Annotated in this window: 22 protein-coding genes; 13 read left to right on the plus strand and 9 right to left on the minus strand. The window is 49.2% G+C overall.

The annotated features are described in order from the left end of the window. Positions 1–134 precede the first annotated feature (134 nt). Positions 135–737, minus strand: coding sequence for an LON peptidase substrate-binding domain-containing protein (locus L6J37_RS03255; protein ID WP_218382984.1), 603 nt, complete (start codon positions 735–737; stop codon positions 135–137). Positions 738–1,024: 287 nt separating this feature from the next. Between L6J37_RS03255 and L6J37_RS03260 the strand changes: the two genes are divergently transcribed. Further along, complete coding sequence (locus L6J37_RS03260; RefSeq protein WP_218382987.1) at positions 1,025–1,672, plus strand: TfoX/Sxy family DNA transformation protein; 648 nt, start codon at positions 1,025–1,027, stop codon at positions 1,670–1,672. 241 nt (positions 1,673–1,913) lie between these two features. Next, positions 1,914–2,204, plus strand: a complete 291-nt coding sequence (locus tag L6J37_RS03265; protein WP_192015211.1) for a VF_A0006 family four-cysteine protein — start codon at positions 1,914–1,916, stop codon at positions 2,202–2,204. Here L6J37_RS03265 and znuB read toward each other — a convergent pair whose 3' ends face one another. Beyond that, a complete protein-coding gene (gene znuB, locus L6J37_RS03270) occupies positions 2,205–2,990 on the minus strand; it encodes a zinc ABC transporter permease subunit ZnuB (protein WP_218382991.1) in 786 nt (261 codons plus the stop codon). It abuts the gene before it with no gap. Next, positions 2,983–3,750, minus strand: coding sequence for a zinc ABC transporter ATP-binding protein ZnuC (gene znuC, locus L6J37_RS03275; protein ID WP_192015213.1), 768 nt, complete (start codon positions 3,748–3,750; stop codon positions 2,983–2,985). Before znuC ends, znuB begins: the two co-directional genes overlap by 8 nt. Positions 3,751–3,850: 100 nt before the next feature. Between znuC and znuA the strand changes: the two genes are divergently transcribed. Beyond that, positions 3,851–4,783: a zinc ABC transporter substrate-binding protein ZnuA gene (znuA, locus tag L6J37_RS03280; protein WP_237794116.1), complete on the plus strand. Its 933-nt coding sequence runs from the start codon at positions 3,851–3,853 to the stop codon at positions 4,781–4,783. Positions 4,784–4,789: 6 nt separating this feature from the next. Then, positions 4,790–6,151: a murein DD-endopeptidase MepM gene (gene mepM / locus L6J37_RS03285; protein WP_192015215.1), complete on the plus strand. Its 1,362-nt coding sequence runs from the start codon at positions 4,790–4,792 to the stop codon at positions 6,149–6,151. 127 nt (positions 6,152–6,278) lie between these two features. Here mepM and L6J37_RS03290 read toward each other — a convergent pair whose 3' ends face one another. Beyond that, on the minus strand, positions 6,279–6,707 hold the full coding sequence (locus L6J37_RS03290; RefSeq protein ID WP_192015216.1) for an HIT domain-containing protein: 429 nt from the start codon (positions 6,705–6,707) through the stop codon (positions 6,279–6,281). 164 nt (positions 6,708–6,871) lie between these two features. On the opposite strand from L6J37_RS03290, the gene L6J37_RS03295 reads away from it, so the two are divergent. Next, complete coding sequence (locus L6J37_RS03295) at positions 6,872–7,471, plus strand: DUF924 family protein (protein ID WP_237794117.1); 600 nt, start codon at positions 6,872–6,874, stop codon at positions 7,469–7,471. A gap of 5 nt (positions 7,472–7,476) precedes the next feature. On the opposite strand, the gene L6J37_RS03300 is transcribed toward L6J37_RS03295, so the two are convergent. After that, positions 7,477–8,529, minus strand: a complete 1,053-nt coding sequence (locus L6J37_RS03300; protein WP_237794119.1) for a GGDEF domain-containing protein — start codon at positions 8,527–8,529, stop codon at positions 7,477–7,479. Positions 8,530–8,660: 131 nt separating this feature from the next. Next, positions 8,661–10,391: an arginine--tRNA ligase gene (gene argS, locus L6J37_RS03305; RefSeq protein WP_192015219.1), complete on the minus strand. Its 1,731-nt coding sequence runs from the start codon at positions 10,389–10,391 to the stop codon at positions 8,661–8,663. Between the two features lie 393 nt (positions 10,392–10,784). Here argS and L6J37_RS03310 point away from each other — a divergent pair, with 393 nt between their 5' ends. Then, positions 10,785–11,366: a VOC family protein gene (locus tag L6J37_RS03310; RefSeq protein WP_218382996.1), complete on the plus strand. Its 582-nt coding sequence runs from the start codon at positions 10,785–10,787 to the stop codon at positions 11,364–11,366. Positions 11,367–11,419: 53 nt separating this feature from the next. Here the strand turns inward: L6J37_RS03310 and purU are convergent, their stop codons facing one another. Next, positions 11,420–12,253 (minus strand): formyltetrahydrofolate deformylase, encoded by an 834-nt coding sequence (gene purU, locus L6J37_RS03315; RefSeq protein ID WP_237794121.1) that lies wholly within the window; start codon positions 12,251–12,253, stop codon positions 11,420–11,422. A gap of 189 nt (positions 12,254–12,442) precedes the next feature. Here purU and L6J37_RS03320 point away from each other — a divergent pair, with 189 nt between their 5' ends. From L6J37_RS03320 to rnd, 7 genes are all read left to right on the plus strand, one after another. Further along, positions 12,443–14,395 carry an ATP-dependent DNA helicase gene (locus tag L6J37_RS03320; RefSeq protein ID WP_192015222.1) on the plus strand — a complete coding sequence of 651 codons (1,953 nt, stop codon included), beginning with the start codon at positions 12,443–12,445 and terminating at the stop codon, positions 14,393–14,395. Then, positions 14,396–15,100: a tRNA (adenosine(37)-N6)-threonylcarbamoyltransferase complex dimerization subunit type 1 TsaB gene (gene tsaB / locus L6J37_RS03325; RefSeq protein ID WP_237794123.1), complete on the plus strand. Its 705-nt coding sequence runs from the start codon at positions 14,396–14,398 to the stop codon at positions 15,098–15,100. 35 nt (positions 15,101–15,135) lie between these two features. Beyond that, positions 15,136–15,432: a chromosome partitioning protein ParA gene (locus L6J37_RS03330; protein ID WP_192015224.1), complete on the plus strand. Its 297-nt coding sequence runs from the start codon at positions 15,136–15,138 to the stop codon at positions 15,430–15,432. 56 nt (positions 15,433–15,488) lie between these two features. Beyond that, entirely contained in the window at positions 15,489–16,040 is a 552-nt protein-coding gene (locus L6J37_RS03335; protein WP_237794124.1) for a Slp family lipoprotein, read from the plus strand. A 37-nt stretch (positions 16,041–16,077) separates the two neighbouring features. After that, positions 16,078–16,995: an alpha/beta fold hydrolase gene (locus L6J37_RS03340; RefSeq protein ID WP_237794125.1), complete on the plus strand. Its 918-nt coding sequence runs from the start codon at positions 16,078–16,080 to the stop codon at positions 16,993–16,995. A 119-nt stretch (positions 16,996–17,114) separates the two neighbouring features. After that, complete coding sequence (gene fadD / locus L6J37_RS03345) at positions 17,115–18,812, plus strand: long-chain-fatty-acid--CoA ligase FadD (protein WP_330872741.1); 1,698 nt, start codon at positions 17,115–17,117, stop codon at positions 18,810–18,812. Between the two features lie 154 nt (positions 18,813–18,966). Further along, complete coding sequence (gene rnd, locus L6J37_RS03350; protein ID WP_237794127.1) at positions 18,967–20,088, plus strand: ribonuclease D; 1,122 nt, start codon at positions 18,967–18,969, stop codon at positions 20,086–20,088. 63 nt (positions 20,089–20,151) lie between these two features. Here rnd and minE read toward each other — a convergent pair whose 3' ends face one another. Continuing rightward, positions 20,152–20,412 (minus strand): cell division topological specificity factor MinE, encoded by a 261-nt coding sequence (minE, locus tag L6J37_RS03355; protein WP_027253478.1) that lies wholly within the window; start codon positions 20,410–20,412, stop codon positions 20,152–20,154. Between the two features lie 7 nt (positions 20,413–20,419). Further along, the gene (minD, locus tag L6J37_RS03360; RefSeq protein WP_046222509.1) at positions 20,420–21,232 is read right to left on the minus strand and encodes a septum site-determining protein MinD; all 813 of its coding nucleotides are present in this window, start codon (positions 21,230–21,232) and stop codon (positions 20,420–20,422) included. Positions 21,233–21,243: the final 11 nt, after the last annotated feature.

Genomic DNA, 21,243 nt, shown 5'->3' on the forward strand with positions numbered 1-21,243 from the left:
CGTTTTCAGGTTTTAACCAGAAAAAAGATACATGCGGCATGAGGGAACGTTAACCTATGAGATTTTGCTTATTTTATCTTGGTCAGATGAGTTGAGTACACCAGACCAGGTGATTTTTGAGAACAATGTAAGGGTTAGTTGATATCGTCATCAAATAACTGGTTATTATCGAGTAGCTTGTGCAAAAAACGTGCAGTGAGGGCAGGGGAATCCTGAGCAATTAATAGCTGCTTATAGTGAACTTCGAGCGGTAGTGATTCAATCCAGCGTTGACATACCCAACTTAAGTCGTCGAATTCACTGATTGGATATAAGGCGCCAATTTCTGGCATAGTGGCGAAAAAGAGTTTCAGTTTGTCCACTAAGCACTGGTGTTTGTCTGTTAAAGGTGTTGGCGGCCATGCCCTGAATGGCAGGTAGTCAGCAATCAACAGGCGATCACTCTCATGCCTTACCGACAAAATCCGTATTTTCGTTTTACCTTCCACGACAATGCTGAGCAAACCGTTAGTTAACGCGTTAAAGTCCACCACCCGGACTTTGGTTGCGATGGCGGGAATGCGGGTAATGGTCTCGTCGTTCTCTTCTTCTTCACTGCGCATGCATAATGCAAAATCCCGCTGGCCTTCAATCGACTCTTTCAGCATACGCTGGTAACGCTGTTCGGTAATGGTAATTTCCAGTTTGCCTTCCGGTAACACATGGCTGGCAGAAGGAAACAGGGCAATATCAGGCATATCTCTTAATTCCTTTCTCCCTTTCTCTCTTAACCTTAGTCGTTATCACAGTGTAAAACGATCATCAGCATCGGATATGACACAGGATTTTTTATTATTACTTATTGATAAATGCCCATAGTTACCTGAATTTGCATTCAATTTTTCTTAAGAACTTGCTCTGAATCTCATTTTCATCTGTACTTTGTTTCATATGTGGAATTTAAAATTTCTGTGTGACATTGTTGCATATGATAGTTGGCGTTGGTTTTAGATCGACAAAGAAGAATAAATTTAGGACTTATGTTATGTCGATTACAAAAGAAACATTCATAAATTACCTGGATACCTTTGTACCGAATGAACAGCGTTCCATGTTTGGCGGGACAGGTATCTTCGTTCAGGGGGCCATGTATGCTCTGCTGTCGAATGAAAAGCTTTATATTCGTGGTGGAGAAATGCTGGATCAGCAACTGCTCGAATTGGGCTGCCACAAGTTCAAGCATGTGAAGCGCAGTACGGTGGCAGTCGTGAATTATTACGATATCTCACCTCTGTATGCATCCCGGTTATCGCTCTGTAATGAGCTGATTCAAAGCTCAATCGCGATAGCATTACAGGAAAAAACAGTCAAAGGAGCATCCCGTAACAAGCGGTTACGGGATCTGCCGAACTTGCGTTTGACCCTCGAAAGGATGATGAAAAAATCCGGTATCGATGATGTTGATATTTTTCATCAGATGGGGGCGGTGGATGCGTATCTGCAGGTAAAACAGACTCAGGGGAAAAATGTTGATCAGAAACTGTTGTGGATGTTTGCAGGAGCGATCGAAGGTTGCCATTGGACTTTGCTGAATGAATCACACAAAAGTGTGTTATTGCAGCAACTCGAACAGAAAAAGCAACATTACAAGCCCCCGCGTGGTGCTGAGCAACATCCTTGTGATTTTATCTAATTGATAACATATGAAAAGTGCTTATCCATGCCTTAAATCCAGAGGCTAACGGTAAAGCCTTTCGCAGAAAACAAATCCGGGTGTGTGCAAGCCGCCCGGATTTTTTATTTTCAGCGCAGCAATGCTCTGAGGCGGGGTCTCTGTCCTTGTCAGCGTCAACTATCTTTAATAGAGAAGATTCGGTTAACAAGATGCTGCTGTGAAGACATGAGAAATGAATGACCTGATCAGGATTGGGTGCATGGCCTATTGGCTGAGTTACGGTCCTGTATGGGCTGCGGGCTTCGCTGAACAGCGCGAGCAGTACAATGACTGCATACTGGAGTATGTTTCTGCCGCTGAGGAAGCGGCGGCAATTACCTGGCTAACCAATGCCTGTCGTGAACTGTATCTGGATAATATTCTGCTGACCGACAAAGACAAACAATACTATCAGTGCCTGCTCGAATTCATGCCGAAATCGAGCAGGCTTGAAGCCACATTGAGTATCAAGCAGGCCTGTCAGGACAGATACCGTTCTTTCTTACGCTGATCAGGCCTCTGAGCGTTTTGTCTGGCTGAGCAAAAACAACAAAGCGGCAGAGACGACCACAGATGGGCCCGCCGGGGTATCATAATGCCATGACAGTAACAGGCCCAGCATCACAGCAATGCAGCCCAGAATTGCGGCAATCACTGCCATACTTTCCGGGCTTTGTGCAAAGCGGCGCGCTGTGGCTGCCGGAATGATAAGCAAAGATGTGATAATCAGTGCGCCGACAAATTTCATCGCTACCGCAATCACCATACCGACCATCAACATCAGTAATAACCGCATCAGATCGACGTTAACCCCTTCAACCTGAGCCAGATCTTCGTTGACTGTCATCGACAGCAGCGGACGCCATAATGCAATCAAAGCGGCCATGACCAGCGCGCCACCACCGTAAATCCATACCAGATCATTGGTTGTCACCGCCAGCAAGTCACCAAAAAGATAAGCCATCAAATCAATGCGGACATGATCCATGAAACTGATTGCGACTAAGCCTAACGACAGCGCACTGTGAGCGAGAATGCCCAGTAACGTGTCAGTAGCGATATAACGCTGCTTTTGTAAACTGACCAGAATGACCGCCAGAGTCAGACAGCAGATCACCAAAGCGAGGTTGAGGTTGATATTAAACAAGAAGCCCAGTGCTATGCCCAGTAATGAGGCGTGGGACAGCGTATCACCGAAATAGGCCATTTTACGCCAGACAACAAAGGAGCCCAAAGGCCCGGCTAACATAGCGATGCCAATGCCGGCGGCAAAGGCGGGTAGCATAAATTCAAGCATTGTTTTTTCCGTGCTGGCATGGACCTACCAGGCTACCGCCCAGATCGTGTTCGTGATTGTGGTGATGGTGATACAGTGCAAGTTGCTCACTTTGCTGTGTGCCAAAGAGCGCAACATAAGAAGGGTGACAGGTGATCGACTCTGGTTCACCCGAACAGCAGACATGGTGCTGCAGGCAGATGACATGGTCGGTTTTAGCCATAACCAGATGAAGATCATGAGAAACCATCATTATCGCGCAGTTCAGCTTATCTCTGAGCGACTGAATTAAACTGTAGAGTTCGAGCTGACCGTTGACATCGACGCCCTGTACAGGCTCATCAAGCACCAGCAAGTCTGGATTTTGCAAAAGTGCGCGAGACAGTAGCACTCTTTGTGTTTCTCCTCCCGACAGGCTGTGCATATTACTGTGTATCAGGTGCGCGCTGCTCGCCAGCGCCAGCGCATCCAGACGTTGCTGGGCGCTGTAACGCCCGCCTAATGCCATAAAACGATCAACGGTAAGCGGCAGCGTGTCATTGAGCTGCAGTTTTTGTGGTACGTAGCCAATGCGTAGCCCCGGTGAGCGAATGACTCGGCCAGATGTGGGCTTGCGCAAGCCGGTAATGACTTTCACCAGCGTGGACTTGCCTGCCCCGTTCGGACCTATCAGAGTGGTGATCTGGCCGCGTTCAAGCTGGAGTGAAACCAGATCAAGAATGTGGCGGCCTGAAGCGTTAACAGTAACATTCTGAAGTTCTACCAAAGGTTTGGTGGACATTGTACTGGCCATAAATGGGTGTGAATCTCGTTGCTATCGGTTGGTGTTATATTATAACATTATCAAACTTCTTTTCATTGAATATTTTTAGGGTAGGTAGATGTTGCGTTTTCGAGCCTGGTACTTTGCGGCAATGGTGTTGGTACCCTTTGCGGTTTCAGCAAGCAATGTGCATGTTGTGACCACTGTACATCCGGTGAACCTGATTGTGCAGGAGCTGGTCGAAGGTGTCGGCCAGAGCGAAACTCTGTTGCCTGCCGGCAGCTCTCCCCATGACTATGCTTTACGTCCATCTGATGTGGAAAAGCTGAAAGCCGCGGATTTGGTGGTTTGGGTCGGGCCGGAGCTGGAATCTTTTCTGACCAAAATACTCAGTGGCCAGGAAAATGCGCTTTCACTGACCTCGCAAGAGACAATTACTTTCCGGGATTTTGAAGGCCATGAAGATCATGACGGTCACGAAAGTCATGAAAGTCACGAAAGTAATGGCGGTCACGAAGAGCATGAACATCATCATGATGGCATCGACCCGCACCTTTGGCTGGGCCCGGATCAGGCAATTCAGACTGCAAAAGTGATCAGCACTGCATTGATTGAACTGGATCCGTTGAATCGTGCGCAATATGAGGCTAACCTGTCCCGGTTCATTGTCAGTGTTAATGAAACTGTACAGAACCTGAAAGAGCAGCTCCAGCCTGTGCGTGATAATGGGTACTATGTTTTTCACGATGCCTATGGCTATTTTGAGGAAACGTTTGGGTTACATAATCTGGGACACTTTACGGTTTCACCGGATCGCCGCCCAGGTGCAAAAACCTTGATCGCTATCCGTAATACGCTAAAAAAGTCACAGGTTAAGTGTATTTTCAGGGAACCGCAGTTCTCACCTGCGGTCATTAACAGTGTCACAAATGGCAGTGACATCAAAATTGGAACCCTGGATCCCATGGCAACGGATATTGCCTCTGGCCAGGGAGGTTATGTTCGATTCCTGCAAGAACTCGGACGAAGTTTTACCGAATGTCTTAAATAAATAACAATGAAAATATTTACGGTTGCAGCCCGGCGGTTTTATCAGCTCCCCCGTCAACACCGAATTGCGCTTGCTTCTACATCACTTATCGTTGCGGCTGCCCTTATGTGGCAGCCTTCTGTCGTCCACTCTCCCTCTTACGGTTCGCGCAGCGAATCGGAACAGCGGCGTGAAGTCCCGCTGCTGTCAGAGGAGCTCTTGTCACTGTCCGAGCAAAACAGTGAACCGCTTGGTGTTGTGCTTGACCCGGAAGACCCGGACTTTCAGGTTCCCAAAGATGAGCTGGAACAACAGTTGGATCAAGCCACTGATGTTGCACATTCCCACAAAGTGTCTTCCGGTGAAACCTTAGGTGAAATTTTCACTCAGTATGCGCTGCCTATTTCAGATATGTACAAACTGATTGAGGCAGATAAATCGATCCAGTTTCTACGTGTCGGACAAAGTATTGGCTGGTCGCTGGATGAAGAAGGGCGGATCGGCGAACTGTCCATCGAACGCAGTGCGAAACTGACGGATACTTATACCCTGACCTCAAAGGGTTATGAGCATAAGGAAGTGGAGCGCACCGGTGAGTTTAAACCTGTACGTTTAACCGGACGTGTTTCCGGCAGCTTCTATCAGTCGGCCCGCTCTGCCGGTCTGTCACCGACGCAAATTCAGACCCTGGTCAAAGCGCTGCAGTGGCGGTTTGATTTAGGTAAAGAAGCCCGCAAGGGCGACCGCTTTGCGATTACGCTTGAACGTGAATTTATTGACGGAAAAGCGGTGGGTCAGGGTGAGGTGAAGGCTCTGTATTATATGAATCGTAATCAGGAACTGTTTGCCATGCGTTATGACGATGGTGAGTTTTATGACGAAGAAGGCCGAAGCCTGAACCGGGCGCTGAACCGATATCCGACTCAGAAACGTTTTCGGATCAGTTCATCGTTTAATCCCCATCGCAAGCATCCCGTCACCCACAGAGTCTCGCCACATAACGGTACTGATTTTGCAACGCCTGTCGGCACACCTGTGGTTGCGACAGGCGATGGCGTGGTAGTTAAAGCGCAAAAACATGCTTTGGCGGGTAATTTCATTATGATCAAGCATGGTCGGGAATACTCAACCCGCTACCTTCATCTGAGCAAGATACTGGTAAAAGTCGGTCAGAAAGTCCGTATGGGTGACAAAATCGCACTGAGTGGGAATACCGGACGTTCCACGGGACCGCATCTTCATTATGAGTTGCTGAAATACGGACGTGCAGTGAACGCCATGAAGGTACCGCTGCCTCAGGCTGAGCCTGTGCCTAATAAAACCCGGACCGATTATCGTAAACTGGCGAATCGGGAACGGCAGAACCTGCTGGCGGTTATGCCGGGGTAACAAAGAAAAAACGCATCGTTTGATGCGTTTTTTTACTTTATAGACTGTGTGTCGCACCGATGGGGCCTGGCCCTCGTGCGTGTAGTGCTGGAGTTATTAACGTCTCGGTCGCTGTTCGCTGAGCCATTTATGCTGGCGTAAAGCCGTTTACTTGGCCGAACAGTAATTGCAATCGTTCAACCAGTTGTTGTTGCTCATCTTCGCTGTGCAGGCTGCCGTCGGTATTTCCCCAGACAGGTCCTGGCCAGGCAATATCTGTCGTAAAGCGGGCGATATGATGGACATGAAGCTGCGGCACTAAATTGCCTAAGGCGCCGATGTTGATTTTATCGGGGCTGAAATAGGTCTCAAGCAGTTGGGCGGTTGAGCTGGATTCTACCATCAGCTGCTGTTGATCCACGGCAGACATATGGTGAATCTCACGTAATGCGTCATATCTGGGGACCAGAATCAACCAGGGACCAATGGCTTCTTTTGACAGCAGCACACGGCAAAGCGGTAAGTCGCCAATCCACTGAGTATCCGCGCTTAGTCTCGGATGAAGGGTGAAACTCATGGAAATATTCCTTCTTTCTATTAAGTGCTTCACAAGTCAGCTATCAGGCTACAACAAAAAGCCATCGCACCGAGCAAGCTCACCCTAGGATAAACTAGAACGTATAAGCACGAAAGCGGCTTAATTATCTCAGAGTTATTGTTATGAACAAGCAGGAGGAAACCATGGCAGAGTGTGAGGAGGTGCTTACCTATTGGTTCGGAAATCTCAAAGGGGAAGTTACCGAACAGGATAAACAGGCACTGTGGTTTAAAGGCGGGGATGCAGTAGACCGTGAAATCACCGAACGTTTCAGGGATCTGGTCAGCCGTGCTGGTCGGGGTGAATTGAATGCGTGGACAGAAACGCCTAAGGGGACGCTGGCGCTGATTATTTTGCTTGATCAGTTCAGTCGTAACATCTATCGGGGGTTGGCAGCCGCTTTCCGCTATGATTCATTGGCACAGGCCATATGTAAACGCGGACTGGCGAAGAATTTTGATCGTGCGTTAGCCCCTATTGAGAGAGTGTTCTTTTATTTGCCGTTAGAGCACTCAGAAGCATTGGAAGATCAGGAAGAGAGTGTGTTTCGTTTTGACCAATTGCGGCAGGAGGTCATGAAAGAGCATAAGCCAGAATTTGACGACTTCTATCAGTACGCTGTCAGTCATTTCCAGGTCATCAAAGATTTCGGCCGCTTTCCGCACCGCAATGCCGTTTGCGGCAGATTATCGACACAAGATGAGATCAGCTATCTGCATCATGGCCCGAGATACGGGCAGTAAATGGGTTATAAGACAGGCAGTACCCGGTTCCGGCCAAGATTTTTTGCCTGCAGCAGATACTTGTCGGCTCTGGCCAGCACTGCCAGACCGTTTTCTTTTCCTGTTTGTTCTGCAATGCCAAACGATGCAGTAATAGAGCTGACGGTATTTCCCGATTGTTTGTCCTGCACGGCAATGCCGGAGAGGGTTTTACGTAATTTTTCTGCTTTGTCTCTGCTTTGTTGCAGGTTAGTGCCAGGTAAGATAATAACGAACTCTTCGCCACCGTAGCGATAGGCCTGCATACCTTGCTCGCACCAGAATTGAAGGTGGCGGGCAACAGAGCAGAGTACTTTATCGCCCATTAAATGGCCAAATTCATCATTGAAGGTTTTAAAGTTATCAATATCCAGCAAGACCAGACTGAAAGGTGTGCCGTGCTGGATACAACTGCTGAGGTCTTGCTGAAAGGCGCGTCGGTTGAGTAGTCCGGTCAAGGGATCTTCGTTGGCACATTTGAGGCTGTCTTTCAGAGCTTTTCTCAGATTCTCAATTTCTTTATTAGCGTTTTTCAGTTGCTGGTTCATAAGCGTACTGGATTGATGCATGTGTCTGGATTCATCCAGTAATTCTTGTACCAAATCATTGGCTTCGTGCACGTTGACACCCTGATCGGCTTTCTGGCTCAGCCGCTGGCAGGTCCGGGATAACGCTTGATGGAATGCCTGCGTTTCTTTTTGAGATCCGTTCATGGTGTGGCAAAGTTCATCCATGATGGCTTGCAGGCTATGGCTTACCTGCCCTTGCTCACTGGCAGGGTGATGAGCCAGATGGGTTCGGTAAAGCGAATCACTCAGGCTGGGAGGACAATGCCCGTATTGCGCTAAACTCTGGTCTATGGCCTGAGTGAGAATCGGATTCTGATTCGTGGTATAGCTGTACCACAGTGCGTAATTCACCGGTGTCGTCGGGACTTTATGCTTGATCATCAGTGGAATGGCTTTACGCAAGGTTTGAGTTGACGTGAGAAATTCGTCAGTCATACCGTCGTCGGTTTCGTGTGAGTCATTGAGGCTCATTGCAACATTCCATGTAACAGAAAAAGGCCGGTATCCAAAAATTTGTGCAAAAAAAAAGCCTTCTAAGGATACCTCAGAAGGCTGTGCATGTTTAGCTTTGCTTAATTAGATAAATGTGATATTCTGCCAGATTACATACGTTCCAGTGTGTCAATACCCAGTAAATCCAGACCTTGTTTGATGGTTTTCGCTGTCAGCAGCGCCAGTTTCAGACGGCTGTGCTTGACCGGTTCATCGGCATTCAGAATCGGGCAGGCTTCATAGAAGCTGGAGAAATTCCCCGCCAGCTCAAACAGGTAGCTGCACATAACATGCGGATGGCCTTCACGGGCCACGGTTTCCACGGCTTCTTCAAATTGCAGCAGTTTTGACAGCAGCACTTGCTCTTTCTCGCCATTGATCACAACTGGGTGTGTCAGCTCACTTTCGTTCAGGCCTGCGCGTTTAAATACAGAAATGACACGGGTGTAGGCGTATTGCATGTAAGGTGCTGTATTGCCTTCGAAGGCCAGCATGTTCTCCCAGTCGAACACGTAATCTGTGGTACGGTGTTTGGACAGATCAGCATACTTCACCGCGGCCATGGCGACGGTCGATGCAATCTTGGTTTTCTCAGCCGCATCCAGCTCAGGGTTCTTCTCTTCGATCAGTACCTTAGCGCGTGATTCTGCTTCATCCAGCAGATCAGCCAGACGAACGGTACCGCCAGAGCGTGTTTTGAACGGACGACCGTCTTTACCCAGCATCATACCGAAAGCGTGGTGCTCCAGCGACACATCGTCAGGGATGTAACCTGCTTTGCGGACAATCGTCCATGCCTGCATCAGGTGTTGGTGCTGGCGTGAATCGATAAAGTAAAGCACCCGGTTGGCATTGAAATGCTCGTAGCGGTATTTCGCACAGGCAATATCCGTGGTTGTGTACAGGAAACCGCCGTCACGTTTCTGGATGATAACCCCCATAGGCTCACCATCTTTGTTTTTGAACTCATCCAGGAAAACAACCTGAGCGCCATCGTCTTCTACGGCCAGCCCCTTCGCTTTCAGATCGGCGACAATCCCTGCCAGCATATCGTTGTACATGGACTCGCCCATCACATTGTCACGGGTCAGGGATACATTCAGACGATCATAGTTATACTGGTTTTGCTCCATGGTCACGTCGACCAGTTTCTTCCACATATCAGCACAGTACTGATCGCCACTTTGCAGCTTCACTACATAGTTACGGGCGCGTTCTGCAAAGGCTTCATCTTCATCGTACAGTTTTTTCGACTCACGATAAAAAGCTTCCAGATCAGCCAGTTCCATAGAAATCTCGCCAGATTCTTGCTGAACACGTTCCAGGTTGGCAATCAACATGCCGAACTGAGTTCCCCAGTCGCCTATGTGGTTGGCGCGAATGACGTTATGTCCCAGAAACTCCAGTGTACGAACCACAGCATCACCAATGATGGTGGAGCGCAGGTGACCAACGTGCATTTCTTTGGCAACATTGGGTGCTGAATAGTCGACAACGATATTTTGTTTTTCCTGCGTGGCCACACCCAGGCGGGCATCAGTCAGTGCCGCTTCTGCACGCTCGGCCAGCCAGGTTTTATTCAGAAAGATGTTAATGAAACCAGGACCGGCGATCTCGACTTTCTCTGCGATATCGCCCAGATCGAGTTGATCGATGACTTTTTGTGCAAACTCGCGCGGGTTAGCTCCCAGTTTTTTCGCAACACCCATCACACCGTTGGCCTGGTAATCACCGAACTGTGCTTTGGCTGACTGACGAACAGCTGCCGGGCTGCCTGCCGGGGCACCGGCCGCTTCGAGCGCCAGGGAAACTTTATCGTTAATGAGTGCTTGAATGTTCACACGTCTATCCTTTAAATCGGTCTGTAGCCTGACAGGCAGGCAAAAGTCTTGGGTATTCAATAAGCTATGCAGTTACGTCTTACACCTGAATCGGTCAGAAGCGTGGTCAGCAATACACCAGAAAAGGTGAAAACAACCCTGTCTGATGTTTTTAAAAAGGTCATCCGGGTAGTGCTGACGGGAGCTTGCTGGCTGCAAAGGCGGCTGCATGGATACTAAAAATAGTTAGCCGTAATAATACCCATAAACACAGGGCAGTTGGCAAGGTGAAAAGGTGATAGGAGCTGAAATTTTTCTCATTGCTATGGCTGGCTGAAGGCTTGTTGCTCAAGGCTTTTGCTGGCAAAGATTCTGTGGATAATGGGTGACCTGAGATCAGTGAGGAGAAATCACATGCAAGATTTACAGCAGGCAAATCTGCAACCGGAGCAGATGCTGGCACAATTACCTGAATTTATGGGTAAAATTGAGAGGCTTGCTGAACTACTGGGGTTGGATCTTTCAGCCTGTCAGGCAGACCACATTGCCCTGCGCGTAAATAGTACTGCGTTAGCGACGGCATTGCATCAGGCATGGCTGGCATACGGTGAAGAGTGGTCAACCAATGTGATCAATGGTCGTCCTATTGTTGTGATTGGTTTTCATCAGCCTGTGCAAGCGGGCCAATGGCAGATTGAAGCACTGGAGCTGCCTTACCCGGGCGATAAAGCATACCCGGTTCAGGGGTGGGAGCATGTTGAATTTGTGGTGCCTTGTCAGGCGTCCACCACAGAGGAATTAAAAGTGGTTCTGGATGCGCGTTTTCCCGGATTGGACTGGGACAACTTGAAGCAAGCCGGTATTGATGTGAAAGCAAGTTCACCGGCAGGAGAGAAAGAGCGGCTGGCTAACCCGACCTTTGCGTTTAAGAAGGACGGGGTATGCATTAAGCTGCACCCGTGTTCGCTGAAAGCTGTGATTGAGAGTGAAGGCTGATCTGAGCCATAAAGCCAGGGCGGAGAAGCGATGAACACTTTTCCGCCACAGGTTTACAGCACCACGGTGCGATTGCCGTAAACGAACACCTTGTCTTCTACTACCAGGCTGAGTGCCTTGCTCAGAACAGATTTTTCGACATCACGTCCTGAACGGGCCATGTCTTCTGCACTGTAGTTATGATCAACCGGAATGACGTTCTGGGTAATGATAGGGCCTTCATCCAAATCATTGGTGACGAAGTGGGCCGTGGCACCAATGATTTTCACCCCGCGTTCATAGGCTTGCAAGTAAGGTTTCGCGCCAATAAATGCCGGAAGGAAACTGTGATGAATATTGATAATCCGGTGCGGAAACTGAGCGACAAAACCAGGCGTCAGAATACGCATGTATTTTGCCAGCACCACATAATCGGGTGAATACTGGTTTACACAGTCAAGTAATTTGGCTTCATGCTCTTCACGACTTAAACCTTCATGGCAGACATGGTGGAAGGGGATATCAAACTTTTCCACCAGGCCAGCCAGTTTGTTGTAGTTACCAACGACAGCTGCAATGTCAATATCCAGTGTGCCGTCATAGGCTTTTACCAGGATATCGCCCAGGCAGTGTGCTTCTTTGGTCACCATAATCACGACTTTCTTGCGAGCAGAGCTCACCAGACGGCGGTGGCTGCCTTCAGGCAGGGCGCGATCCAGATCGAACAGAAAGGTTTCATCGTTAAACACCCCTTCCAGCTCAGTACGCATAAAGAACTGCCGATGGCGGTGATCGACAAACTCTTTGTTGTGGATAATGTTGAGCTGGTGTTTGTAGCAGATGTTGGTGATCTTAGAAATCAATCCCATGGCATCCGGGCAATCGGTGAGCAGGGTTTTCTTTTCCATGGTGTCCTTATGTTGCGTGCATATATGTATTAGTTGTGTCATTAATTTTTTACATGGCTTTGATTTCGACGTCAAAAGATTTTGTGATCTGACTCAATAATTTTTCCTGGCAACTGCCGCTGGCTGTTACGGGGTAATCTTGGCATAATCCCGAAAGATACTGGATAAATAACCAATAGATTGGCTTTCATGATTGCAAAATTCTTTCAACCCGGCGGTGCATTGGAAAAGGCGATACCTGGCTTTCAGGCACGTCAGCCACAGATTGATATGGCAGAAGCGGTCGGGCGGGCAATTAAACACCAGCAGCAACTGGTGGTAGAAGCGGGTACAGGCACAGGCAAAACCTTTGCGTATCTGGTGCCGGCGTTGTTCAAGGGCCATAAAACCATTATCAGCACAGGCTCGAAAAACCTGCAGGAACAGCTTTTCTACCGGGATTTACCTTTGATGACCCAGGCGCTGGGCTATACAGGGAAAGTGGCGTTACTGAAAGGGCGCTCAAATTATCTCTGTCTCGACAGGCTCAGCCGTCAGATCACCGAAAGCCATGGTGGCTTTGTCGATCAGGGCATGCTGAGCCAGCTGGTGACGATCCGCAGCTGGTCTTCAGCTACCAAAACCGGTGATATCAGCGAATGTGATTCCATTGCCGAAGACAGCCCGGTGATTCCGACTATTACTTCAACCAACGACAATTGCCTGGGGCGCGAGTGCCCGTCTTTTGAAGACTGCTTTGTCGTGAAAGCCAGGCGAAAAGCCATGGATGCGGATGTTGTAGTGGTTAACCACCATTTGTTCATGGCGGATCTGGCCATTAAAGAAACAGGCTTTGGCGAGCTGATCCCGGAAGCGGATGTGTTTATTTTCGATGAAGCCCATCAGATCCCAGATATTGCCAGCCAGTATTTCGGCCAAAGTCTGTCGAGCAGACAACTGCAGGAACTGGCGAAAGACATTACTATCGGTTATCGCACTGAAGCACGAGATATGCGTCAGCTGGAAAAAACCGCAGACCGGCTGAGTCAGGCCGCTGCTGATATGCGATTGGTGATGGGCGAACCCGGCTATCGCGGCAACTGGCGTGAGGCGGTGAACAGCCCGGCTATTCAACGGGAGCTGACGAGGCTGAATGATGCACTGGATCTGGCACATGACGTGCTCAAACTGGCACTTGGCCGCAGTGAGTTGCTGGACGCCGCATTTGAACGAACCACCTTGCTTAAAGCCAGACTGACACGCTTGTGTGATACCTCGATCACCGGCTATTCCTACTGGTATGAATGCACCCCCCGCCATTTTACTTTGCATATTACGCCGCTGTCGGTCGCAGAGAAGTTTCATGAGCAGATAGAAAAGCAAAAAGGCGCCTGGATCTTTACCTCTGCGACACTGGCTGTTGATGAAGATTTCAGCCATTTCAGTCATCGCTTAGGGCTGCAGCCTGCGGAGCAGATGTCGCTGACCAGCCCGTTTGATTATCAGCAGCAGGCGTTGCTGTGTGTTCCCCGTTTTTTACCAGAACCCAACAGTCACGGACTGGCGGCCAAACTGGTGACTCTGATGGCACCTGTGATTGAGGCCAACCAGGGGCGGTGTTTTTTCCTTTGTACCTCGCACCAGATGGTACGGGATCTTGCGGAAGGCTTTCGCGCCTGCCTGGATTTGCCTGTGCTGGTTCAGGGAGAAACCAGTAAGCAAAAACTGCTTTCAGAATATCTGGAATTGGGAAATGCGCTGCTTATTGCAACAGGTGCGTTCTGGGAAGGTATTGATGTTAGAGGGCAGGCGCTGAGCTGTGTTATTATCGACAAACTTCCCTTTACCGCGCCGGATGACCCATTATTGAAGGCGCGGATAGAAGATTGTCGTCTGCGCGGCGGGGACCCCTTCGCGCAAGTTCAGATACCGGATGCGGTGATCACCCTCAAGCAGGGGGTAGGCCGGTTAATCCGTGACCAGCAGGATAAAGGCGTGCTGGTTATCTGCGATAATCGTTTGGTCACGCGCCCTTATGGCGCTGTATTTTTAAGAAGTCTGCCGCCGATCCCCCGTACGCGGGATGTTGACGGTGTCGGACAATTTCTGTCTGGACTGCACGCCGAGCAGCAAGCAGCCGACAGCCAGCATTCAGAGGCTTGAATGAGCAGTAAGATTTTAGCGGTTGATACCGCGACTGAAAATTGTTCTGTTGCGCTTTTAGTGGGCAGTGAAGTGATTGCGCGTTGCGAATTTGCGCCGCGTGAACATACCACCAAAATTTTGCCTATGGTTGATGAAGTCCTCGCCGAAGCGGATTTGCGTTTAACCCAGTTAGATGCGCTGGCGTTCGGTCGTGGCCCGGGGAGTTTCACCGGTGTGCGGATTGGCATAGGTATCGCTCAGGGGCTGGCATTTGGTGCCGATTTGCCTATGGTCGGTGTGTCGACACTGGCTGCTATGTCTCAGGGAAGCTACCGTTTACATCAGGCTTGCCATACCCTGGCTGCTATCGATGCGCGGATGGGCGAAATTTACTGGGGGCAATATCAGCGTCAGCAAGATGGTGACTGGCATGTGCTCGGTGAAGAAGCCGTATTGCGTCCAGAACGGGTAGAGCAGCGATTGATCTCTGTACCGGATACCCGCTGGTTTACCGCAGGTACTGGCTGGCAAACCTATCAGGAACAATTACAGGCTTTGGCTGTCGAAAAGCAGGCCGGCACAGTGCTTTACCCTGAAGCCCAGGATATGGCATGGCTGGCTCAATTTGCTCTGCAGCGTGGTGAAGCCGTAGACGCTGAACATGCCAGCCCTGTCTATCTGCGTGATGAAGTAACGTGGAAAAAATTGCCCGGCCGTGAATAATGCGTATTCACAGCTAACAAGACACACAGGTCAATATGGTCAACATACCTCGTTTACCGACAGCAACGCAGGCGCCGCAACGGCCGAAGCGAACCGATAAACAGCGAAAGGCTGAGCAGACAGCTGCGCCTGTTTCTCAGCCGACTGTGGTTGCTAAAGCGGTGGCGGAAACGATCAAGGATCCGGCTTTTATTGAAGAGGTTCAGGCCAGAGTGCAGTACGACAGTCCGCAGGGGAAAAATAAGCAGGCATTGTCGGCTTATCTCGATGTGCTGCATCAGGCTAAAAGGGAAGAATACTCTCATTTGTTAGGCGTGGATTTCTACGTTTGAGCTTCGATGCCGGCAGAGCATCAGACGCGAATTTCTTTTTTAACAAGGATCCTGTGGTGAAAAAATCTATATTGGCATTTGCCTTAATGGTATTGAGTGGTTGCAGCCAACTGCCAGACAGCCTGCAAACATCGACCGAAACACCAGTAACCGACTTAACCCAAGTGATTGAAGACCCTCAGGGTGTACAGGATAAAGAGGTGCGCCTGGGAGGCGTGATTGCCTCAGTGGTCAATGAAGCGTCACGTACGCGGCTGGAAATAGCCAGCTTGCCTATAGATGAATCAGGCAAGCCTGAATTGAAAGCGTCGCCTCAAGGGCGATTTATTGCTTATGTTGATGGTTTTGCTGACCCTATCGAATACGCTCAGGGTAAACTGGTGACCATTGCCGGTCAGCTGCGTGGCAGCGAAGTGGGTAAGATTGGTGATTTCGATTACACCTATCCTGTGGTGTTTGCTAAAGGCCAGCAGATCTGGCAAATCAAAGAGCAGGTCCGTGTTGATGATGTGAGTGCCTACTACCGCTGCCTTGGTATCCGCTGTCAGTATATCCACTATGGTTTACGGCCAGATAATCTGGATGTCCAGTACCGCGTTACTCCTTAGTTACGACGACCTGCCTGATTGAACAGCGAAACTAACTATGATGTACGAAAGCCGATTACCGCTTGCTGACACTGAGCTGGCGGTAATCACGTCTTTTTCTCCTTGCCGGGAAAGCATACAGCGAGGCAAGCTCATTCCGATAAGCGATGCCGAAAGGCGTCGTCCTACGCTCTTGTTTCTGCACGGCTGGCACGATAACGCTGCCAGCTTTGCTGTGCTGTTTGAGCCACTGGCCGCGAGGTTTAATCTGGTTGCTGTCGACTGGCCCGGGCATGGTCTGTCTGCACATCGCCAGACAGATAATTATTATTATTTCATGGACTATGTCGACGATCTGGCTCAGATCATACAGTCTCTGTCATCTCAAAATCTTATGCTGGTTGGCCATTCTTTGGGGGCGCTGGTTGCGGCAGCCTATGCTGGGGCCTTTCCCGAATCGGTCACTGGACTGGTGCTGATCGAAGGGCTTGCGCCACTCCATGAAAGCGCTGAACGGGTGCCTGAAAGGCTGCGTCAGGGGATTGAAAGCCGGATGCGGCGCAGGCAGCGTCAGTCTGCAGAATTTAAACTGGATTCGTTTCAGGCCGCATTATCTGTTCGTTGTCGGGTAAACAGACTGACACCCGATCAGCTCAGGCCGCTGGTTCAGCGAGCGACCTATACCGACGGCAAACACTGGTACTGGCGTCATGACGATAAATTGCGTTGCGATTCGTTGTTCAGGATGACAAAGGAACAGGTTAAGGCGCTGATGCGGCAAATTGAGTGTCCGGTATTGTCAGTGATCGGTGATAAAGGCTTTTCCTATCTGAAAGAACCGGATGCTGGCTTGTCATGGCTGAAACAGGCCGGGCAAATAGTGGTACCCGGTGGTCATCACTGTCATCTTGATAGCCCTCAGCTTGTTTGTGAGCAGATTTTGCTGCTCAGTTCAAAAATCAATAAGCTGGTCTAATCAGTTGTGTTAATTCAATGTTAATTGTGCTGTAATGCTTGTATAGAACAAGTGTTTGAATGTCCCGCTACAGCCATTTTTGGCGCTTTAAGCCCTAATAAATATAAGGAGAGTGCATGGTGGATAAGGTTTGGCTTAACCGCTATCCGGATGATGTACCGGCTGAAATCAACCCTGATACTTACTCGTCATTGGTTGAACTGTTTGAACAGTCCGTCCAGAAATATTCCGATCAAACGGCCTATATCAATATGGGTCAGGTGATGACTTTCAGAAAGCTGGAAGAACGCAGTCGTGCATTTGCGGCTTATCTGCAAAATGACCTGAAGCTCGAAAAGGGTGATCGGGTGGCTGTCATGATGCCAAACCTGCTTCAGTATCCTATCGCGCTGTTCGGTATTCTCCGTGCGGGTTGTGTGGTGGTTAATGTTAACCCACTATACACACCTCGTGAACTGGAGCATCAACTGAATGACTCTGGTGCAAAAGCCATTGTGATTGTGTCGAACTTCGCTCATACGCTGGAGAAAATTGTCGAAAAAACCAGTGTTGAGCATGTCATTTTAACCAGTCTTGGGGATCAACTTTCCCGGCCCAAAGGCACTCTGGTTAATTTTGTGGTGAAGCACATTAAAAAGATGGTCCCTAAATACCACCTGCCGCATGCCACCTCGCTGAATCATGCGCTGAAGCGCGGGCGCAGAATGCAATACGTGAAGCCTTTCATTTCAGGAGAGGACATCGCTTTTCTGCAATACACCGGAGGGACTACCGGCGTAGCGAAAGGCGCAGTGCTGACGCACAGAAATATGATTGCCAATGTGCTGCAGGCTAAAGCAGCCTACGGACCCATTTTGCATGATGGTCGTGAGCAGGTGGTTACAGCGCTTCCGCTATATCACGTTTTTGCCCTTACTGTGAACTGTCTGCTGTTCATTGAAATGGGCGGCCAGAACCTGCTGATTACCAATCCCAGGGATATTCCAGCTTTCGTCAAAGAGCTGAAGCGCTATCCGTTCACTGCGCTGACCGGTGTAAACACACTGTTCAATGCGCTGCTCAATAATGAAGATTTTCTTGAACTGGACTTCAGCCGTCTGCATCTGTCTGTAGGTGGTGGTATGGCTGTACAGCGTGCCGTTGCGGAGAAATGGTTAGCAACCACAAAGAACTATTTGCTGGAAGGGTATGGCCTGACTGAGTGTTCGCCGCTGGTGGCCGCTTATCCGCATAACCTGACTGAGTACAATGGTTCGATTGGCCTGCCTGTGTCTTCGACAGATATTCGTATTGTGGATGAAGAGGGTAACGTTCTGGCCATGGATCAAACCGGCGAACTGCAGGTCAATGGTCCTCAGGTGATGAAAGGCTACTGGCAGCGCCCTGAAGCAACGCGTGAGGTGCTGACAGAAGATGGCTGGTTATCGACAGGCGATGTTGTGCGTTTTGACGAAGACGGTTTCTTACATATCGTTGACCGTAAGAAAGATATGATCCTGGTCTCTGGCTTCAATGTGTATCCCAATGAAGTTGAAGATGTTGTCGCTTTGCACAGTAAAGTGCTGGAAGTGGCGGCAATCGGTCAGCCGGATGAAGCTTCGGGCGAGGTGGTGAAGATTTGTGTTGTGAAACGCGATTCCAGCTTGACCCGCGAAGAGTTGTTGTCGCATTGCCGTCAATACTTGACCGGTTATAAAGTGCCTAAAGTGGTGGAGTTCAGAGATGAATTACCGAAAACCAATGTCGGTAAAATTCTGCGCCGTGCACTGCGTGAAGAGTCAGAGAAGGTAGCGCAACAAGAGACAGCGCAAGCATAATCCTGAATTTTAGGATAAACTTGTTCCAGGTTCAGTGCCGGCTTACATAGCCGGCACTTTGTTTTATGCCAGCAGCCAGTATTCATCTGAGAATGGCGTTAGAACACAGAGAAAACAGGCTGGTATCTGCTTGTTATGTTGAAAAAGGTGAGTTTTGAAATTTGAGATTATAACCACGAATGACAGACTGGCTGAGGTTTGCCAGCAGGCAAGTCAACAACAGGCGGTAATGTTGGATACCGAATTTGTTCGTACACGGACCCTGTTTGCTCAGTTGGGGCTGATCCAGCTTTATGACGGCGAACTTCTGTCTTTGATTGATCCTCTCAAGCTGACTGATATGTCGCCGTTATGGGCGTTAATGCAAAATCCTGATGTTGTGAAAGTGCTGCATGCCTGTGGTGAAGATCTGGAGGTGTTTCAGTCTGTTGCTGGCTGCATGCCCGCGCCTATGCTGGATACTCAGATCATGGCGGCCTTTATCGGCCACGGCTTGTCGACGGGATTTGGTGCCTTAGTGCAGGAATATCTGGGCGTTGAGTTGGAAAAAGGGGAAGCCAGAACGAATTGGCTTGCTCGTCCTCTGAGTGACAAGCAACTTGATTATGCCGCCGCAGATGTTTTTTATCTGTTGCCTTTGTATCAGCAGCTTTTGGCAAAAGTGGAAGCGAAAGGGTGGATGGATGCCCTGCGTCAGGAATGCGAAACCATGCTGGTAAAGCGCAGCCGTGTTCCCGACCCGGAGCAAGTTTACACAGACATAAAGAATGCCTGGCAGCTATCCCCTAAACAATTGGCTATCTTACAGAAGCTGGCTTCCTGGCGTCTTCGGGAAGCGAGAAAGCGCGATCTGGCACTTAACTTTGTGCTCAAAGAGCTGCATCTTTGGAAAATTGCTCGCTATGAGATCACCTCAAAAGCGGTTATGGCTCAGGAAGGTTTTGATGAGCGTGAGATTCAAAGACATGGTAACCGTTTGATTTCCATTGTGAAAGACGTTGAAAAAATGAGCCAGTTGGATTATCCGCAGCCATTGTTTCGTTTGATGGAAATGCCCGGCTATAAACAAATGGTTAAACGCATCAAAGATGAAGTAAATGCCGTGGCCAAAGAAACAGGGCTGGCGACGGAGTTTCTTGCCTCGAAGAAGCAAATTAATCAGTTGCTGAGTTGGGCATGGAAGAAGGGCTGCCCTGAAGATCAGTTGCCTGAAATGTTGTCTGGCTGGCGAAGAGCGCTTTTTGCTCATCGGGTGTTGCCTTTGGTTCAGGCTTAAAGCTTGTACGGTAACAAACCAAGTTAACACCTGAAAAAAATCCCCGGCGAACCGGGGATTTTTTTATTTTTCATCGGGCAGGGTGACATTGAGTTCCAGTACCGACAGGTCTTCTTCTTTCTGATCGAGGTGTACCGTGACATGCTCAGGTGAGACATCAACGTAACGGCGGATAACCTCAAGAATATCCTGTTTGAGCTGGGGCAGATAACTCGGATTACCCATACTCGCGGAGCGACGTTCAGCAACAATGATCTGCAGCCTTTCTTTCGCCACACTCGCGGTCGACTGTTTTTTGGGGCGGAAGAACTCTAGCAAAGCCATAGTGTGGTTAGCCTCCAAATATGCGTTTCAGGAAGCCTTTTTTCTCTTCCTCTAAGAATCGGAACGGGCGATCTTCACCCAGTAAGCGTGCAACTGTGTCCTGGTATGCCTGACCTGCATCTGAATCGGCGTCCAGGATAACGGGTTCACCTTTGTTAGATGCATTCAGAACAGACTGGCTCTCAGGTATGACGCCTAGCAGTGGAATGTGCAGAATTTCTTCAACATCCGCGACGCTGAGCATATCGCCATGAACCACACGCGAAGGATTATAACGAGTCAGCAATAAATGTTGCTTAACCGGTGATTCACTGTTTTCGGCTCGACGGGATTTAGAGTCGAGAATACCAAGGATACGGTCTGAATCGCGCACAGAGGCCACTTCAGGGTTGGTAGTGACTATCGCCTCATCTGCAAAATATAAGGCCATCAGCGCGCCTGTCTCTATGCCTGCCGGTGAGTCACAGATGATAAAGTCGAAACCCAGTGCATCTAATTCAGACAAGACTTTTTCGACACCTTCTTTACTTAGGGCATCTTTGTCACGGGTTTGTGAAGCCGGCAAGACGAACAGGTTGTCTACACGCTTGTCTTTAATCAGCGCCTGATTAAGTTTTGCCTCGCCATTGATAACATTGACGAAATCATAAACAACGCGGCGTTCACAGCCCATAATCAGGTCCAGATTCCGCAGGCCGATATCAAAATCAATGACGGCCGTTTTTTTACCTTTTAAGGCCAGGCCGGACGCAATGGCCGCACTGGAGGTCGTTTTACCTACCCCACCTTTACCTGAGGTCACCACGATAATTCGTGCCATCTGTATTATTC

Source organism: Photobacterium sp. WH77 (assembly GCF_022014395.1).
GTDB classification, from domain to species: Bacteria; Pseudomonadota; Gammaproteobacteria; order Enterobacterales; family Vibrionaceae; genus Photobacterium; species Photobacterium arenosum.

Bases quoted from the DNA above. Each gene is read 5' to 3' on its own strand.
- L6J37_RS03255 (WP_218382984.1), bottom strand. From the start codon at position 737: ATGCCTGATATTGCCCTGTTTCCTTCTGCCAGCCATGTGTTACCGGAA.
- L6J37_RS03260 (WP_218382987.1), top strand. From the start codon at position 1,025: ATGTCGATTACAAAAGAAACATTCATAAATTACCTGGATACCTTTGTA.
- L6J37_RS03265 (WP_192015211.1), top strand. From the start codon at position 1,914: ATGGCCTATTGGCTGAGTTACGGTCCTGTATGGGCTGCGGGCTTCGCT.
- znuB (WP_218382991.1), bottom strand. From the start codon at position 2,990: ATGCTTGAATTTATGCTACCCGCCTTTGCCGCCGGCATTGGCATCGCT.
- znuC (WP_192015213.1), bottom strand. From the start codon at position 3,750: ATGTCCACCAAACCTTTGGTAGAACTTCAGAATGTTACTGTTAACGCT.
- znuA (WP_237794116.1), top strand. From the start codon at position 3,851: ATGTTGCGTTTTCGAGCCTGGTACTTTGCGGCAATGGTGTTGGTACCC.
- mepM (WP_192015215.1), top strand. From the start codon at position 4,790: ATGAAAATATTTACGGTTGCAGCCCGGCGGTTTTATCAGCTCCCCCGT.
- L6J37_RS03290 (WP_192015216.1), bottom strand. From the start codon at position 6,707: ATGAGTTTCACCCTTCATCCGAGACTAAGCGCGGATACTCAGTGGATT.
- L6J37_RS03295 (WP_237794117.1), top strand. From the start codon at position 6,872: ATGGCAGAGTGTGAGGAGGTGCTTACCTATTGGTTCGGAAATCTCAAA.
- L6J37_RS03300 (WP_237794119.1), bottom strand. From the start codon at position 8,529: ATGAGCCTCAATGACTCACACGAAACCGACGACGGTATGACTGACGAA.
- L6J37_RS03310 (WP_218382996.1), top strand. From the start codon at position 10,785: ATGCAAGATTTACAGCAGGCAAATCTGCAACCGGAGCAGATGCTGGCA.
- purU (WP_237794121.1), bottom strand. From the start codon at position 12,253: ATGGAAAAGAAAACCCTGCTCACCGATTGCCCGGATGCCATGGGATTG.
- L6J37_RS03320 (WP_192015222.1), top strand. From the start codon at position 12,443: ATGATTGCAAAATTCTTTCAACCCGGCGGTGCATTGGAAAAGGCGATA.
- tsaB (WP_237794123.1), top strand. From the start codon at position 14,396: ATGAGCAGTAAGATTTTAGCGGTTGATACCGCGACTGAAAATTGTTCT.
- L6J37_RS03330 (WP_192015224.1), top strand. From the start codon at position 15,136: ATGGTCAACATACCTCGTTTACCGACAGCAACGCAGGCGCCGCAACGG.
- L6J37_RS03340 (WP_237794125.1), top strand. From the start codon at position 16,078: ATGATGTACGAAAGCCGATTACCGCTTGCTGACACTGAGCTGGCGGTA.
- minE (WP_027253478.1), bottom strand. From the start codon at position 20,412: ATGGCTTTGCTAGAGTTCTTCCGCCCCAAAAAACAGTCGACCGCGAGT.
- minD (WP_046222509.1), bottom strand. From the start codon at position 21,232: ATGGCACGAATTATCGTGGTGACCTCAGGTAAAGGTGGGGTAGGTAAA.